The organism is Aeromonas sp. S41-2, assembly GCF_027705845.1.
Lineage (GTDB): Bacteria > Pseudomonadota > Gammaproteobacteria > Enterobacterales > Aeromonadaceae > Aeromonas > Aeromonas hydrophila.
In genome coordinates this window covers 77612-94733 of the sequence record NZ_JAPDCG010000002.1, presented here as the reverse complement: position 1 = coordinate 94733, position 17122 = coordinate 77612, and the positions used below count along the sequence as shown (strand labels likewise).

13 protein-coding genes are annotated in these 17122 nt (G+C 63.6%); 5 read left to right on the top strand and 8 right to left on the bottom strand.

Annotated elements, in window-relative coordinates; translation table 11 throughout:
- Positions 1 to 147: 147 nt before the first annotated feature.
- Positions 148 to 876, top strand: coding sequence for an MgtC/SapB family protein (locus OKC44_RS04960; RefSeq protein WP_024945078.1), 729 nt, complete (start codon positions 148 to 150; stop codon positions 874 to 876).
- Between the two features lie 76 nt (positions 877 to 952).
- On the opposite strand, the gene OKC44_RS04955 is transcribed toward OKC44_RS04960, so the two are convergent.
- The 8 genes from OKC44_RS04955 to grpE all read right to left on the bottom strand — a co-directional run bounded on the left by OKC44_RS04955 (position 953) and on the right by grpE (position 11899).
- Positions 953 to 1978: a substrate-binding domain-containing protein gene (locus OKC44_RS04955; RefSeq protein ID WP_266140912.1), complete on the bottom strand. Its 1026-nt coding sequence runs from the start codon at positions 1976 to 1978 to the stop codon at positions 953 to 955.
- A gap of 27 nt (positions 1979 to 2005) precedes the next feature.
- Positions 2006 to 3421 (bottom strand): glycoside hydrolase family 32 protein, encoded by a 1416-nt coding sequence (locus OKC44_RS04950; protein ID WP_266140913.1) that lies wholly within the window; start codon positions 3419 to 3421, stop codon positions 2006 to 2008.
- Complete coding sequence (locus OKC44_RS04945; RefSeq protein WP_266125234.1) at positions 3421 to 4785, bottom strand: sucrose-specific PTS transporter subunit IIBC; 1365 nt, start codon at positions 4783 to 4785, stop codon at positions 3421 to 3423. The genes OKC44_RS04950 and OKC44_RS04945 overlap by 1 nt, the downstream gene beginning before the upstream one ends.
- An 83-nt stretch (positions 4786 to 4868) precedes the next feature.
- Entirely contained in the window at positions 4869 to 5825 is a 957-nt protein-coding gene (locus tag OKC44_RS04940; RefSeq protein WP_266140930.1) for an aminoimidazole riboside kinase, read from the bottom strand.
- A 115-nt stretch (positions 5826 to 5940) separates the two neighbouring features.
- Entirely contained in the window at positions 5941 to 7431 is a 1491-nt protein-coding gene (locus OKC44_RS04935) for a carbohydrate porin (protein WP_266140914.1), read from the bottom strand.
- A 263-nt stretch (positions 7432 to 7694) separates the two neighbouring features.
- A complete protein-coding gene (gene dnaJ / locus OKC44_RS04930; RefSeq protein WP_011706780.1) occupies positions 7695 to 8837 on the bottom strand; it encodes a molecular chaperone DnaJ in 1143 nt (380 codons plus the stop codon).
- A 254-nt stretch (positions 8838 to 9091) separates the two neighbouring features.
- Positions 9092 to 11020, bottom strand: coding sequence for a molecular chaperone DnaK (gene dnaK, locus OKC44_RS04925; RefSeq protein WP_011706781.1), 1929 nt, complete (start codon positions 11018 to 11020; stop codon positions 9092 to 9094).
- A gap of 303 nt (positions 11021 to 11323) precedes the next feature.
- Positions 11324 to 11899, bottom strand: a complete 576-nt coding sequence (gene grpE, locus OKC44_RS04920) for a nucleotide exchange factor GrpE (RefSeq protein WP_011706782.1) — start codon at positions 11897 to 11899, stop codon at positions 11324 to 11326.
- A 269-nt stretch (positions 11900 to 12168) separates the two neighbouring features.
- Between grpE and nadK the strand changes: the two genes are divergently transcribed.
- From nadK to OKC44_RS04900, 4 genes are all read left to right on the top strand, one after another.
- Positions 12169 to 13053, top strand: coding sequence for an NAD(+) kinase (nadK, locus tag OKC44_RS04915; protein ID WP_005303013.1), 885 nt, complete (start codon positions 12169 to 12171; stop codon positions 13051 to 13053).
- Between the two features lie 111 nt (positions 13054 to 13164).
- On the top strand, positions 13165 to 14829 hold the full coding sequence (recN, locus tag OKC44_RS04910; RefSeq protein WP_011706784.1) for a DNA repair protein RecN: 1665 nt from the start codon (positions 13165 to 13167) through the stop codon (positions 14827 to 14829).
- A 554-nt stretch (positions 14830 to 15383) separates the two neighbouring features.
- Positions 15384 to 16277: a DHHA2 domain-containing protein gene (locus OKC44_RS04905; RefSeq protein ID WP_266140915.1), complete on the top strand. Its 894-nt coding sequence runs from the start codon at positions 15384 to 15386 to the stop codon at positions 16275 to 16277.
- 360 nt (positions 16278 to 16637) lie between these two features.
- On the top strand, positions 16638 to 17078 hold the full coding sequence (locus OKC44_RS04900; RefSeq protein ID WP_011706786.1) for a universal stress protein: 441 nt from the start codon (positions 16638 to 16640) through the stop codon (positions 17076 to 17078).
- Positions 17079 to 17122: the final 44 nt, after the last annotated feature.

The window sequence follows — 17122 nt, the reverse complement described above, 5'->3', positions numbered from 1 at the left end:
CGCCCTGCCCGCCATCCTGGATGGACGGGCCGGGCGCCTCGTGCGTGTTTCTCGTCAATTCATGGCCTGCACGCACGGGGCCGTTGGCGGGGGTACCGTCCCCTCGCCCGCCTTCAGAAAGGCCATCTGCAACAGAAGGAGTACGCCATGAGAATGTGGCAGCAATTCGACATGATCTCTCTGCTCGACACCCTGGCCAGCCTGCTGCTGGCCTTCGTGCTGGGCAGCCTGGTGGGGCTGGAGCGCCAGTACCGCCAGCGCACCGCGGGCCTGCGCACCAACGTGCTGGTGGCGGTGGGCGCGGCCCTGTTCGTCAACCTGGCCCAGCGCATCTATGACCTGCACGGCGGCACCTATGGGGTGGTGCACGTGGTGGCCTACATCGTCTCCGGTATCGGCTTTCTCGGCGCCGGCGTCATCATGCGTGAATCCGGCAACATCCGCGGCATCAACACCGCGGCCACCCTGTGGGGCGTGGCGGCAGTTGGCGCCGCCAGCGGGGCCGGGCTGGCCATGGAGGCGATCCTCGGCGCCCTATTCGTGCTGGCCGCCAACACCCTGCTGCGCCCGCTGGTCAACCAGATCAACCGCCGCCCGGTGGACAACACCGACACCGAGGTGACCTACCGGGTGACCGCCCTCACCCAGCGCGAGTACCAGAAGGAGGTGCTGCACTGGCTGGAAGAGATGCTGGAGCAGGCCAACTACCCGTTGAGCGAGCTCGACATCGAGCCCTTCGGCGAGCGGGATCTGGAAATTTCGGCAGTGCTGCTGGCCACCTCCATCGATGGCGACGAGCTCGACGCCCTGATGGTAAAGCTCGGCATCCACCCCCACATCAAGCAGGTGTTCTGGCGCGCCAGTACCACCGACTGACACCAGACTCCACCATTGAAAATGCAAAAGCCCCACTATTGTCAGCGGGGCTTTTGCTTTTCAGGATGCGGGGAGCTCAGGCGACCCGGGCAGCCCGCTGACTGCGCCAGCGGATGCGCGGATTGATCACCTGGGCGGTCTGGGGCAGCGGATTGCCCGCAATAAGCTTTTGCATCAGCTCGAAGGTCGCCCGGGCCAGGGCCGGGCAATCCTGGGCCACCGAGTCGATGCGCATGGGGATGCAGTCGAGCAGGTCGTGATCATCGAAGGTACAGAGCCGCATACCCGTCTCCATCAGCCCCGCCTCGTTGAGGTAGCGCAGCACCCCCTCCAGCAGGGTAAAGGAGGCGGTGAAGAGCCCCTTGGGCGGCGCGCCGAGCTCGGCCACCAGCTCGGCCATCAACTGATAGCCCGAGCTTGGCTGGTAGTCGCGGTGGCGCACCCGGGTCGGGTCCGCCTCCAGCCCGGCGCGGTGCAACCCCAGCTCATAGCCCGCCAGCCGGTGGCGGCTGGGGGAGAGATCCAGCAGGCCGCCGAAGTAGTAGATCTCCTCGCCGCACTGGCCGGCCATCTCCTGCACCAGCTCGGCGGTGGCCTTGCAGGCATCGGAGATCACCATGGGCAGACGCGACTCGCCGATGTGACGGTCGAGCTGCACCACCGGCAGGCGGTCGTGAATGCGGGCATAGATGTCGTCGCTGTGGCCGCTGGAGGCGACAATCAACCCGTCCACCTGGCGGCTGATGAGGTTGTCCACCACCCGCTGCTCCAGGGTGGGATCATCCTCGGAGCAGGCGATGAGCAGCTGGATCCCCGCTTCCCGGCAGTGCGCCTCGAGGGCGCGGGCGATGCTGGCAAAGCCGAAGTTGGTGAGGTCGGGGATCACCAGCCCCCAGGTGTAACTGCGGGTCTCGCGCAAGGCGCGGGCATGAAAGCTCGGCTGGTAGTGGCACTCATCCGCCACCGCCTGGATCCGCTTGCGGGTGTCATCGGCGATGCGGTACTCCGCACTCTTGCCGTTGAGCACCAGACTGGCGGTCGCCTTGGACACCCCCGCCAACTCGGCTATCTGGGCAATCGTGATCCGTTTCTTCTTCTCCACCTGGCCTCCCGGCAAACTGACACCGGGCTATTGTACTAGGCAGGCCGCCAGCGGCCAGTGATCGAGGCAAATTTTGCCGCCCGCGACCGGTTTGCCCGGCGCAAGCTGCGGCCCCGGTCCCGGGAAGTAGCGCGCCGACAGGGTATGGCGGCCGCCATCCACGAAACACTCGAGACTGGAGCGATCACACAAGACGGTGATACCGCCGCCCAGCCAAGGGCAGCATCGCTCCTCCCACTCTCCGCTCTGCCAGTTCAGGCGGCGCAACACCAGGCGCCCCGGCTGCCAAACGAGCTCGGCCACGGCGCCAAACCAGAGGCTCCCCTCACCGCACAGCGCCAGATCGAGCCAGGCCGAATCGATGGCCAGCCCCGGAAACTCGCCGAGCTCCCCCTCGAAGCGGGTCTGCTCCCCCTTCAGTGCCGCCAGCTCCGCCACCGGCCGCTGGCAGAGCCAGTTGCCTTGCCAGAACAGCTCCCGCGGGCAGCTCATCTGGTGCAGCCAGCCATAGGGGATGGTGGGCTGGCTCATCTCGTTCTCTTCGGGCAGTCCCAGCCAGCCGAACAGCAAGCGCCGCCCCCGGCTATCATGCATGGTCTGGGGGGCATAGAACTCGAAGCCTCGGTCCAGCTCGTGGAAAGCCCCGTGCACGAAGTGCGTGCCATCGAAACTGCCCGCCAGCCAGCCGCACTGGTAGAGGTTGCGATAATCCTCTCCCCGGGGGGCAATCCCCTGCGGGCAGCTGATCAGCACATGGAGCTCACCAAGCGCAAACAGATCCGGGCACTCCCACATATAACCAAACTCACCGAGCCCCCCGCGCCCGCTGCCGGCGATGGGGCCCACCAGCGTCCAGGCATCCAGCACGTCGCCGCGATAGAGCAGCACCTCCCCCCTGTCGTCCAGGGTGCGGGCTCCCAGTACCATCAGCCACTGCTGGCCGTCGTGCCACACCTTGGGGTCGCGCACATGGCCGCTGTAGCCTGCAGGCAATTCCAGCACAGGCCCCAGCTTCTCGAAGCCCCCCTCATCGTCGGCGCGGGCCAGACACTGGTAGGCGGTGCGGCTGCCGTCCGGGTATTTGACGTTGCCGGTATAGATGAGAGTCAGGCGCCCCTGCTCATCGCTGACCGCCGAACCCGAATAGCAGCCGTGGCTTTCATACTCCTCGGTGGGCAGCAGCGCCACCGGCTCGTGCTGCCAGTGCAGCAGATCGGTGGAGGTGACATGCCCCCAGCCCTTGTTGCGGTGCTCGCAACCGAGCGGGTTCCACTGGTAGAAGAGGTGGTAGCGCCCGTCGTGCTCGATGAAGCCGTTGGGGTCGTTGAGCAGCCCCACCGGGGCTGCCAGGTGCCAGCGGGGCCGATGGGGATCGGCCGCCGCCTTGAGCTGTCCGGCCAGCAGCGACCGGACAATCTGGTTGAGCAATGCTACGTCCTTCATCACTCCACCTTGTACTTGAGCAGGTAGGAGGCGGCGAAGGCGGCGCCAAAGGCGATCACCAACCCGACAATGTAGTGGATGAGGCTCATGGGCTGGACGATGGCCATGCCGGGAATCCCGGTCAGCCCCACCGCCGTCATGCCCACCTTGGCCGCCACCACGTAGGCGCCGCCGCAGGCCCCGCCAAACAGACCGGCCAGGAAGGGCTTGATATAGCGCAGGTTGACGCCGAAGATGGCCGCTTCGGTGATGCCGAGCAGGCAGGACATGGCCGCCGGCACCGTGATGGCCTTGATCTTGACGTCGCGAGTCTTGAAGTAGACCGCAAGACAGGCCCCGCCCTGGGCCACGTTGGCCATGGCCCAGATGGGCAGCAGGAAGTTGACGCCGATCTGCGGATTGGCCAGCAGCCCCGCCTCGATGGCGTGGAAGCTGTGGTGGATACCGGTGATGACGATCAGCGAATAGGTGCCGCCGAACACCAGCCCCGCCAGCCACCCGGCCTGCTCATAGAGGGCGCTCAGGCCGAACGAGATGCCATCCCCCAGCACCCGCCCGGCGGGGCCGATGAAGAGCAGCGCCACGAAGCCGGTGATGATGACGGTCAAAAACGGGGTGAGGATGAGATCGAGTGCATCGGGGATGCGCTTGCGCAGCTGCTTCTCCAGGTGGGACATGAACCAGACCGCCAACAGCACTGGGAAGACGGTTCCCTGGTAGCCGATCATGGCCACGTCCAGCCCGAAGAAGTCCATGGTCTTGAAGCCACCGGCCACCCCCCAGGCGTTGGTCAGCGCCGGGTGGGTGAGAATGCCGCCGAGGGTTGCCCCGAGGTACGGATTGCCGCCAAACTCCCGCGCCGCCGTAAAGCCGATGAGGATCGGCAGTATGATGAAGGCCGCCGAGCTGAACATGTCGAGCATCACAAACAGGGCGCTGTCGGCATTGACCCAGCCGTAGGTGCGCACCATGCCGAGCAGACCCATCAGCAGGCCCGAGGCGACGATGGCCGGAATGATCGGCACGAAGATGTTGGAGAGGGTCCGCGCCAGCCGCTGGGCCACATTGAGCTTGGCCGTCGCCATGTCGGTCAGCTCTGCCTTGCTGGCGGTGCCGGTACCGGTCAGCGCCACGAACTCCGCATAGACCTTGTTGACCAGACCGGTGCCGAAGATCACCTGGATCTGGCCCGCGTTGCTGAAGCACCCCTTGACCCCCTCCAGCTTGTCGATGGCGGCCTTGTTCACCTTGCTGTCGTCCGCCAGCACCAGCCGCAGCCGGGTGGCACAGTGGGCGGCGCTGACGATGTTCTCCCTGCCCCCGAGCAGGGGCACCAGATCCTTGGCTATCGCACTGATATTCATATTCTTCCTCTTATGACCCGCCACGCTGGCGGGCCCTTGTCACATGAGAGTAGGGGCTGTCGAGCCGGGCTTCTAGCCGCGGATCAACAGCCGCTTGCGCCTGATCGCAAAAAGGCATCCAGTTCGGAGCGGGTCGGCAGCGCCGTCATCGCCCCCTTGGCCGTGGTGGCGAGCGCCCCGCAGCCGTGGGCCTGGGCCAGAATGGCGGGCAGTTCAGCCAACGTCGGCAGCGATGAACGCCCGGACAGGGCCGCCAGCAGACCGGCGACGAAGGCGTCCCCCGCCCCCGTGGTGTCGAGCGGGGTCACTTTCGGCCCTACCCACTCCAGTTGTTCGCCACCCAGACGGGCCACCACACCGGCCGCCCCCCGGGTCACCAGCACCAGCGCCGGCCCCGCTATGGTGGCGAGCCCCGCCGCCAGATCGTCCAGACCGCTCAGCAGTTGCAGCTCCTCCACCGAGAGCTTGACCACGTCTGCGAGGGCCATGGCCTCGCGCACCACGGGCAGCATCTCGGCAGGGTTGCCCCACACCTCTGGCCTCAGGTTGGGGTCGAAGCAGACCCGCCCCCCGACGGCCCGGATGGTCGCCATGGCTTGCAGGCAACTGCTGCGCACCGGCTCGTTGGCGAGCGCGATGGAGCAGGTGAGCAGCCACTGACCGGCGTCGAAGCGGGGCAACTCATTTGGGGTGAGGAACTGGTCGGCGCTGGGACGCACCATGAAGGTGAAGCTGCGCTCTCCCTCGTCATCCAGTGCCACCAGCACGGTAGAGGTGCGATGGTCAGGATCGAGCCGCAGCGCAGCGATATCCACCCCCTCCCCGCTCAGGGAGTCGGCCATAAAGCGGCCGAACGGATCGGCACCGACCCGGCCGATAAAGGCCGCCTCACCGCCAAGCCGAGCCACACCAACCGCCACATTGGCCGGCGCGCCACCCGGACACTGGAGGTAGTGCCGCTCCCCTTCCGGGATCAAGTCCACCACCGCATCCCCCATTACCCACACACGATTCGTCACCTTGCTACTCCACTGCTGCATCGGATCGACTGCCAAACCCGGATTCTGTTCTGTTGGCTGGCATTATCAGCTAAACCGTTTTAGCCAACCAATAGATCCCGGCACCAGCTGCCATTTTTGTGATCGGGATAACGAACTAGAACCAGGTTTCCATCTGCACGCCAAAGTTCCATTCACCGCCGGCGGTGAAGTTGCTCTGGCCCATGGCATCGTTGCTGGCGTAGTGGTCGAGCTCGGAAGACCAGTCCATCCAGGTGACGAACACCCGCAACTCGGGCCGCTCGAAGAAACCGGCGGTCTGCGCCTTGAAGGTGGGGGCGAAAGTGAGCTTGGTGAAGTCGCCGCTCACCGCCTGGCGACCCTTGTAGCCCTTGGGATCCAGGTCCATGTACTGCCAGGTAGCCTCGTAGACCAGCTCGACGTTCTGGCTCAGCACCTGGGCCAGCCGGCCATTGAGGGTCACCCAGCCGTATTCGTCCCCCTTCACGTAACGATCCTTGCTCTGCTCGGCCAGCAGGGCCGGGGCGATACGCCAGCGCGGGGCAAGGTCGGTGGCACCAAACACGGCGACCCGCACCGCATCGGCGTCCGGCAGCAGCTCGCTGTCGGAGCCCAGCCCCTTGAGCTCGGCACCCAGGCCATGGCCATACAGCACGGCCGCCTTGGAGAAGCCGGGGTTGATGCCAAAGAAGCTGTCGGCGTGGTAGGCCAGCAGAGTGTGCGCCCCCTTGTTCGCCGCTTCGCGGCCCGCGCCGCCATCGTTGGTGCGTGCCTCGTTGTCCTTGGCGGAGAGGCCGTTCACCATCCACTGCCAGTTGCCAACGCGGTTGTTCATGGTGAGGATGTAGCTCTCGATGTCGGAGAGGCCGCTGGCGCTGATGTCGCCGTAGTCACGCCCGTAGAGAGAGAAGTTGGCCTTCCAGCTGTCGGCCAGCTGCACGTCGTAGACGCCGCCGCCGGTGCCGGCCAGGAACACCACGTCCGAGTCGAGCCAGTGGATGTCGAAGTTGTCCCGGTCAAAGCGCTTGCCCGCCCACAGCACCGCATTCTTGAAGGGGCCGTCGAAGCTCGCCAAATTGCCGATCTCGGCAAAGACCTGACGGGTGTTGAGGCTCGAATCGCTGGCGGTCCAGTCGTTGCTGGTCTCCACCCCGTCCGCCAGCATCAGCTTGTAGCGGGCCCAGCTGCCATCGGCGAAGGTCTGGGTCTTCAGCAGGTTGGCCTCCATGTAGGTGTCATCCTCGTTGCCAAGGCGACCCACGGCGCCGCCTACCGAGCCGGCCGGGGTGACGTAGGGGCCGCCGCGGCCCCCGTTGCCATTGCCGTTGACCAAGAGGCCCGAGCGGGCATAACCGTGGAACTCGAAGCCCTGGGCCCCGGCGGTCTGCTTGTCCACCTTCTCGCTCTGGGCCTTGGCCACCACGGCCGTTTCGCGGGCTTCGTTTGCCTTGCTCTGGGCCTCATCGGCCCGCGCTTCCGCGGCTGTGGCTCGCGCCTCGGCTGCCTGCACCCGCGCCTCCAGCGCCGCCAGACGGGCCTCGATACCGCCATCCGCCGCCCACAGCGGGCTGCTCATCCCCAATCCCAGCGCTACCGCCAGCGCCAACTTGTTCTTGCACATCGTCATCGTCCTCACCTGTCATCTGTTGCCCGGTCGGGCCTGTTGTTATCGACGACGAGAGCATAGCTAAACCAATTTAGCTAACTCAATATGCCAGCTAAACCGTTTCAGCCACAGTGTGAGCGGGATAACATTCGTACAGCAGGAATTGGCGGAAGTTGTGAGGAAGATCCCTCATCGGGATCCACTCAACAAGCGGGGATCTTGCTAAAACAGGGACAAAAAAAGAGCCGGCACAAGGCCGGCTCTTTATCTCTGGGTCGCGAAAATCAGCTGGTCAGATCGTCGAAGAAGCGTTTCACCCCTTCGAAGAAGCCTTCCGATTTCGGCTTGTGGGTCTTGGCGGCGGCGCCGCTGAAGGACTCGTCCAGCTGGCGCAGCAGCTCTTTCTGGGACTCGGTCAACTTGACCGGGGTCTCCACCACCACCTTGCACATCAGATCCCCCACCTGGCCGGAGCGCACGGACTTCACGCCCTTGCCCCGCATGCGGAACATCTTGCCGGTCTGGGTCTCCGGGGTGACCTTGAGCTTGACCCGGCCATCCAGGGTCGGCACTTCGATCTCGCCACCCAGGGCTGCCGCGGTAAAGCTGATGGGCACTTCGCAGTAGAGGTTGTTGCCGTCACGCACGAAGATTTCGTGCTCCTTGACGTGTACCTGTACGTACAGATCGCCCGCCGGTGCACCGGCTTCCCCCGCTTCCCCTTCGCCGGAGAGACGGATGCGATCGCCGGTGTCGACGCCAGCCGGGATCTTGACCGACAGGGTCTTGGTCTTCTGGTAGCGACCCTCGCCATGGCACTTGCGGCACGGATCCTTGATGATCTTGCCGCGACCATGGCAGTGCGGGCACGCCTGCTGCACCGCGAAGAAGCCCTGACGCATCTGCACCTGGCCGGAGCCGTGGCAGGTCGGGCAGGTCTGGGCCGAGCTGCCGGTATGGGCACCGGAGCCGTTACAGACTTCACAGTGGACCAGGGTCGGCACCTTGATCTCCTTGGAGACCCCGCGTACCGCCTCTTCCAGCGTCAGCTCCATGGTGTAGCGCAGATCGGAGCCACGGGCCGGGCCACGACGGCCACCGCCACGGCTGCCACCAAAAATATCGCCAAACACGTCGCCGAAGATGTCGCCGAAATCGGCACCGCCGCCAAAGCCGCCGTGGCCACCGCCACCCTGGCTCTGATCCACGCCGGCATGGCCGTACTGGTCATAGCGGGCACGCAGATTGGCATCGGTCAGGATCTCGTAGGCTTCCTTGACCTCTTTGAACTTCTCTTCGGCCCCGGCATCGCCCTGGTTGCGGTCAGGGTGATACTTCATGGCCAGACGCTTGTACGCCTTCTTGATCTCGCGTTCGTCGGCATCCTTGGATACCCCGAGCACTTCGTAGAAATCGCGCTTCGACATACTTATCCTGTTGCTATATCAGCAGTTACGCAGACGGGCGTTGGTTACCCAACGCCCGTAAATTCATTGACGAATCTGCTCACACTCTTACTACGAAGCCGTGATCAAGGCTCATGTGCTGCTCAGAATCCTCATGTATTCACATACACTCCGGTTCTTGCGCTGCTCTTTACCTTGCTGACGGCCTCTCGCGACAGACCGTGAACAGATTCTGAGCCGATGGGAGAAGCCTGCTTCGCCCATCTGGGTCGGGCTTACTTCTTGTCGTCTTTCACTTCTTCGAACTCGGCGTCGACCACGTCGTCGTCAGCCTTGGCGGAAGAAGAGGACTGACCGGCATCAGCACCGGCGGCACCTTGCGCCTGAGCCTGCTGCTGGGCAATTTCCATCAGCTTCTGGGACGCTTCCAGCAGTGCCTGCTGTTTGGCTTCGATGGCAGCCTTGTCGTCACCCTTGATGGCGCTTTCCAGCTCGCTCAGTGCGGCTTCGATCTTGGTCTTGTCGTCGGCAGGCAGGGCTTCACCGGCTTCGGTGATCTGCTTGCGGACGGAGTGGACCAGACCATCAGCCTGGTTGCGGGTCTGCACCAGCTCTTCGAACTTCTTGTCCTCGGCCGCGTTGGCTTCGGCTTCGCGTACCATGCGTTCGATCTCGTCATCAGACAGACCAGAGGAGGCCTGGATGGTGATCTTCTGCTCCTTGTTGGTCTCCTTGTCTTTGGCGGAGACGTGCAGGATGCCGTTGGCGTCGATGTCGAAGGTCACTTCAATCTGCGGCAGACCACGCGGTGCCGGACGGATGCCTTCCAGGTTGAACTGGCCCAGAGACTTGTTGTCGCTGGCGCGCTTGCGCTCACCCTGCAGCACGTGAATGGTCACGGCAGACTGGTTGTCTTCGGCAGTGGAGAACACCTGGGACTTCTTGGTCGGAATGGTGGTGTTCTTCTCGATCAACGCAGTCATCACGCTACCCATGGTTTCGATACCGAGCGACAGCGGGGTCACGTCCAGCAGCAGTACGTCGGTCTTGTCACCGGACAGTACGGCCCCCTGGATGGCAGCACCCATGGCCACGGCTTCGTCCGGGTTGACGTCTTTGCGCGGCTCTTTGCCGAAGAAGTCGGCAACAGCCTTCTGCACCATCGGCATGCGGGTCTGACCGCCTACCAGGATGACGTCGTCGATCTCGCCAACGGCCAGACCGGAGTCTTTCAGAGCGACACGGACCGGCTCCAGGGAGTCTTTCACCATGTCTTCCACCAGGGATTCCAGCTTGGCGCGGGTCACCTTGATGTTCATGTGCTTCGGACCGGTGGCATCTGCAGTAATGTACGGCAGGTTCACGTCGGTCTGCTGGGCGGAAGAGAGCTCGATCTTGGCTTTCTCGGCTGCGTCTTTCAGACGTTGCAGGGCCAGTTGATCCTTGCGCAGGTCGATGCCCTGCTCGCGCTTGAACTCTTCAACCAGGTAGTTGATGACGCGGTTGTCGAAGTCTTCACCACCCAGGTGGGTGTTACCGTTGGTCGCCAGTACTTCGAAGGTGGTCTCGCCTTCCACTTCGTCGATCTCGATGATGGAGATGTCGAAAGTACCGCCACCCAGGTCATACACGGCAACCTTGCGCTCGCCCTTGACCTTGTTCACGCCGTAGGCGAAAGCCGCAGCAGTCGGTTCGTTGATGATGCGTTTTACATCCAGACCGGCGATGCGACCGGCATCCTTGGTAGCCTGACGCTGGGCATCGTTGAAGTAGGCCGGCACTGTGATGACCGCTTCGGTCACCGGCTCGCCCAGATAATCTTCGGCGGTCTTCTTCATTTTTTTGAGCACTTCGGCAGAGATCTGCGGCGGTGCCATTTTCTTGCCTTTGACTTCTACCCAGGCGTCACCGTTGTCAGCCTTGGCGATGGCGTACGGCATGATCTCCAGATCGCGCTGTACTTCGTCATCTTCGAAACGACGGCCGATCAGACGCTTGATAGCGAACAGCGTGTTCTTCGGGTTGGTGATGGCTTGGCGCTTGGCCGGCTGACCAACCAGGATTTCGCCGTCATCGGCATAGGCAATGATGGACGGAGTAGTACGGTCGCCTTCCGCGTTCTCGATCACGCGAGCATGGTCGCCATCCAGAATAGCGACGCAGGAGTTGGTAGTACCCAGGTCAATACCGATGATTTTACCCATTTGACGAATCTCCAAATACTTTGAATAAACTGGCGAGGGGCTCGCCTTAATGCGTTAACGGCTAGGTGGGGGCTGCCAATCTGGCTTTCAAGCTCCCGGCATCAAATTTTTTGTGCCGCCGTGGCCTTGCATCCTATATGGGGTCGCAAGCCGCCGCTTCAAGCCCTGCCCTGAAAAAACCTGCCTTCATTCATTGCCATTGGCAGGATGAAGACCGGCTATCTGTGCCCCCGGCGACCACGCGGCCGGGGCACTTGCCAATAAAAAGCCCGCCGAGCGGCGGGCTCAGCACAGCGATGGGGCTCAGGCCGGGGCCTTGGAAACCATCACCATGGCCGGACGAATGACGCGGCCGTTGAGCTCGTAACCCTTCTGCATCACCGCAATGACGGTGTTGGGGGCAAGCTCGGCGTTTTCGATCATGCTCATCGCCTGATGGGCATTGGGGTCGAACGGCTGATTGAGCGGATCCAGCGGATTGAGGCCGAACTTGCCGACCGAGCTCTGCATGGATTTCAGGGTCAGCTCGACCCCTTCGATCATCGGCTTGAGCGCCTCGTTTTCCTTGTCGGCCAGCTCGATGGCACGCTCCAGGTTGTCCAGTACCGGCAGCAGCTCGGCAGCGAACTTCTCCAGCGCGAACTTGTGGGCCTTCTCCACGTCCTGGGCCGCACGGCGACGCAGGTTTTCCATCTCGGCGACGGCACGAATGGCACGCTCGCGCTCCTCGAGGGAGGCTTGCTGGGCGGCATCCAGTTGTGCCTCAAGCTCGGCAATGCGGGCCTGCTCGGCTGTCACTTCACTGTCTACATCGGTCGGCTCGACTGGCTGGGCTTCCACTTGCTCCATCGCTTCAACCTTTTGTTCTTCGTGGTTCATGACATCTCCAATTCCGGGGTTACTTATTGAGGGCCCGACCACCCGGTTGAGCGACCGGACGGCAATGGGCCGACTATGTTGGCGCTATTATGGGGATGGATCCCCGGCTTTCAAGGGGAAAAGGGCGCCATTATCGCCAAGAGCGTGCAGCGGCGGGCAATTTGGGGCTTTTTCCCGGCATCCGCTGCGGCCGGACCAGCCGGTGGCAGACAAATCCCCCCCAAAGCGCGGTATACTCCCCCCAATACTCATCCCAGACCCGACAGACTATGGATTCTCCGTTCAAAACCATCGCCCTGATTGGCAAACCCCACCACGAAGGGGCCAACCAGACCCTGACCGGCCTGCATCAATACCTGACCACCCGCGGTTTTCGGGTACTGGTGGAGAGCCGGGTGGCCCATGCCCTCGGCATCATGGACGAGAACGTGATGGATCTGGTGCAGCTGGGCCAGCAGGCGGATCTCGCCATCGTGGTCGGCGGTGACGGCAACATGCTGGGGGCCGCGCGGGTGCTGTCGCGCTTCGACGTGGCGGTGATCGGGGTGAACCGGGGCAACCTCGGTTTTCTCACCGATCTCTCGCCGCAGGATTACCTGCTGCCGCTGGAGCAGGTGCTGTGCGGCCACTACAAGAGCGAGCACCGCTTCCTGCTGGAGGCGGCGGTCTATCGCCACGGCGAGCGCAAGTCCAACAATCTGGCGGTCAACGAGGCGGTGCTGCACCCGGGCAAGATTGCCCACATGATCGAGTTCGAGGTCTACATCGACGGCAGCTTCATGTACAGCCAGCGCTCGGACGGCATCATAGTGGCCACCCCCACCGGCTCCACCGCCTACTCCCTGTCGGCGGGCGGCGCCATCCTCACCCCCAAGCTCAATGCCATCACGCTGGTGCCCATGTTCCCGCACACCCTGAGCAGCCGTCCCATCGTGCTGGACGCCGACAGCGAAGTGCGGCTGCTGGTCTCACCGGACAATCAGGATGACGCCATGCAGGTGAGCTGCGACGGTCAGGTGACCCTGGCAGTCCACCCGGGGGACGAGATCCTCATCAAGAAGAGCAGCCACAAGCTGCATCTGGTGCATCCGCTCGACTACAGCTACTTCCACGTGCTGCGCAACAAGCTCGGCTGGGGCAGCAAGCTGTTCTGACGCGCGCTTGACGTTCCTGCGCATCCTGTTGCGGGTCGACTCTTTACTGTATGGAAAACCAGTATATACTGGATGCATACACAGTAATGTTGGCCCATACAGGATGAGACCATGCTGACCCAGCTGACCGTCAACAACTTCGCCATCGTCAAGTTTCTCGAACTCGATCTGCAACCGGGCATGACCTGCATCACGGGTGAGACCGGGGCCGGTAAATCCATCGCCATCGACGCCCTGGGCCTGTGCCTGGGGGAACGGGCCGAGGCCGGCATGGTACGACCGGACAGCGACAAGAGCGAGGTCAGCGCCCGCTTCCTGCTGGACGGCAACCCGGCCGCCCGCGCCTGGCTAGCCACCAACGAGCTGGAAAACGAAGGGGAGTGTATCGTGCGGCGGGTCATCTCCGCCGAGGGACGCTCGCGCAGCTACATCAACGGCGTGCCCGTCCCCCTCACCCAGCTCAAGAACCTGGGCCAGCTGCTGGTCAACGTCCATGGCCAGCATGCCCACCAGATGTTGCTCAAACCCGACTACCAGCTCGCCCTGCTCGATGGCTACGCCGGCCACCATCTGCTGCTCGATGAGGTGCGTCGCCACTACCAGCAGTGGCGCCAGTTGCAGAACGAACTCAACCGACTCAAGGCCGAGCAGCAGCAGCGGGAGGCCCGTCGTCAGCTCATCGAATATCAGGTGCAGGAGCTGGACGAATTCGCCCTGCAGCCGGGGGAGTTTGAAGAGATCGAAGAGGAGCACCAGCGCCTGGCCAACGGCACCGAGCTGATGCAGGAGTGCGGCGCCTGTCTCGACCTGCTCTATGACAACGAGGAGACCACCATCGCCGGCCTGCTGCAGACCGTCGTCGATCGGGCCGAGAGCCTGGTCGCCATGGATAGCCGGCTTGGCGACGTGCTCGGCATGCTCAACGAAGCGCTGATCGGTGTGCAGGAGAGCCACAGCGAGCTGCGCAATTATCTGGACCGGCTGGAGCTGGACCCCGAGCGTTTCAACGAGCTGGAAGCCCGCCTCTCCAAGGCCATCAATCTCGCCCGCAAGCACCACGTCAAACCGGCCGAGCTGGCCCTGCACCACCAGGAGCTGGCCGCCGATCTGGCGCGCCTCAACTCCGACGAGGAGCGCCTGGAGGGGATGGAAGACGAGCTGGCCGAGGCCCGCCTGGCCTTCGTACAAGCCGCCGAGGCCCTGAGCCAGAGTCGCCAGCGCTACGCCGAGGAGCTCGGCGCCAAGGTGAGTGCCAGCATGCACGAGCTGGCGATGCCGGATGGCCGCTTCGCCATCGAGGTACGCCCCGATGCCCAGAGCAGCCTCTCGCCCCTTGGCATCGATCGGGTGGAGTTCATGGTCACCACCAACCCGGGCCAGCCCATCCAGCCGCTCGGCAAGGTGGCCTCCGGCGGTGAATTGTCGCGCATCAGCCTGGCCATCGTGGTCATCAGCGCCCGCAAGGTCTCGACCCCGACCCTGATTTTCGACGAGGTGGATGTGGGGATCAGCGGCCCGACTGCCGCCGTGGTGGGGCGCCTCTTGCGCCAGCTGGGTGAATCCACCCAGGTGATGGTGGTCACCCACCTGCCACAGGTGGCGGGTAAGGGCCATCAGCACATGGTGGTCAGCAAGCACACCGACGGCAAGACCACGGAAACCCAGATGCAGGCGCTGGATCAAGGGGCCCGTCTCAACGAGCTGGCCCGCCTGCTGGGGGGAGACCAGATCACCGACAATACCCTGGCCAACGCCCGCGAATTGCTGGCCTGCTGAGATACAGGTCAGCCATCTGCACGCGGGGCCCACGGTGAGGAACAGGGACCCCGCGTCACCCCGCCAGCTGGTGACAGCGGTTTGTGGCTTAGCAACTGGTGCATCATCACCATGCCGCCGTTGCCGCATCCTGGAGAGAGCACTCCCTGGCGCTTTGCATGGTCACGGCTGCCTGACCGGGTTGGAGCATCCTTGTCGCTAACCAACCCGAGCCACAGTCTCATCTCTTTGCTTGCCCATCCCTCTATCCACCTCTTGCAACGTGAACCTTGCGGCCATGGGCGAGCCCGCCAGCGCTTGCCACACAGCCATCTCCTCCCGCTTGTCTCCCTGTCCGGGCTTGCCTCCCTGCCCTGCCCCAAGACGATTCAGCAGCAGAAGTGTGCGCCCCTTTGACCACAGGGTTTCGCCCGCCGTAGGGCGGCCTGCGCCGGTTGCCATCAGCAGGGACGGCGCATAGAGTGAAACCAGAGCGGGGGTCAGCCCCTGTTTTCCCATTTGCCCCGCATACCTGATCTTGCCTCAGGTACGTCATCAACCGCAGGAATGGCACCATGCTCCACGTGTTTGGTCACAAGAATCCCGACAGCGACAGTATCTGTACCGCTCTGGTTGCCGCCGACTGGCTCAATCGTCAGGGTCGGCCGGCTCAGGCCTACGCCCTCGGTGAGCCCATTGCGGAAACCCGATTCATTCTGGAAACCGCCGGCGTTGCTGCCCCGCCTCTGCTGCAGGGCAGCGTGGCCAACAAGGAGGTGTTCCTGGTGGATTTCAGCGAGCTGGAGCAGGGCCCAGAAGGGCTGGCCGAGGCGGACGTGCAGGGCCTCATCGATCACCATCGCATCGGTACCCTCATCACCCGGGGCCCGCTCGATGCCTGGATCCGGGCCGTCGGGTGCAGCGCCACCGTGCTGCTGGAGCTGATGGGCTATGACACCCTCTCCCGCGCCCAGGCTCGCCTGCTGCTGGGGGCCATCATCAGCGATACCTTCAGCCTCACCTCACCCACCACCACGGCCCGCGACCGCGCCGCCGTCCATGCCCTGCTGCCGCTGGCCGATCTGGCGCTGGAGCCTTTTGCCCAGACCCTGCTGGAACGGCGCACCCAGCTCGGTGACGCCCCCATGACCGAGCTGCTTGCCGCCGATGAGAAGGCCTACCAGATCGCCGGCTACCAGCTCTATGTCAGCCAGATCTGCGTGATGGATCCCGCCCAGCTGCACAGCCGCCAGGCCGAGCTGGAACAAGCCATGCAAGCGCGGCTGATGCAGGACGAGCTGGATGCCTATGTGTTGATGCTGACCGACCTGGCCAAGGGGGGCAGCCAGCTCTACTTCGCCAGCAACGGCATTCTGCCCGAGCAGCCAACGCATCTGGTTGGTGCCGTCAGCCGCAAGAAGGAGGGGCTGCCCTGGCTGACCCGCTATCTCTCCGGCGAGCAGGTCTGACCCCAGGCGGCGGGCCGGCCTCTGCCGGCTCGCCGCCCACTCCTCTTTTCAGCCCCCTCAATATCTGCCCCACCGGCCCATTCACGGCGCTTCCCGGCCAGACGACTCATGCTTTGCTCACACTTTTAACGCCTCGTATCCCATTTTCCCGCCAAAACCCGGTTTTCCTTCATTTTCCATTCAACTCAGTCTGTTATGATGATGTAAACGAACATGGCCTGGCGATGCATCACCGACACGAGGTGACGCCTGCCGAACAGAGAGCCAGGTTCGTGCTATGCGACACATAGCGGGCACACAGTGGTATGGGACAGGCCGTTTGTCCCCGGTGACCCGCGCCATGCCAAGGGAGAACTGCTTATGACCTCAACCAATATTGTGCTGTTGCTGGAAGGCAAGGATTACGAGCAGGAGACGCTGGCCAAAGCGAGTCAATTGGCACAAGCCATGGGGGGCGAGCTGACCCTGTTGCACCTGACCCACAGCAGCAAGATGCGCCGCAAGAGCCTGTCGCTGTCGGAAGAGGAGCGCAGCGCCCAGGGCACGCTGGATGCCAAGGCCATCATCAGCGAGCTCATCACCACCCTGCAGCATCCGGTGGATTATCAGTGTCTGGTGGTCGATGACGTGGTGCCCGACCTGAAACGCTGGCTGGCTGCCAACCCGACCGATCTGCTGCTGGTCGGCAGCCGCCACCACTGGATGGAAGGCTCCCTCGCCCGCCTGCTCATCTACAAGCTGCCGATCGACATACAGATCTGCCACGAGCCCTACAGCGAGCAGCTCAAAGCCGTCGGTTGATGACCGGGGTGCCCACCCGTGAGGTGGGCACCCTGTTGCCACCT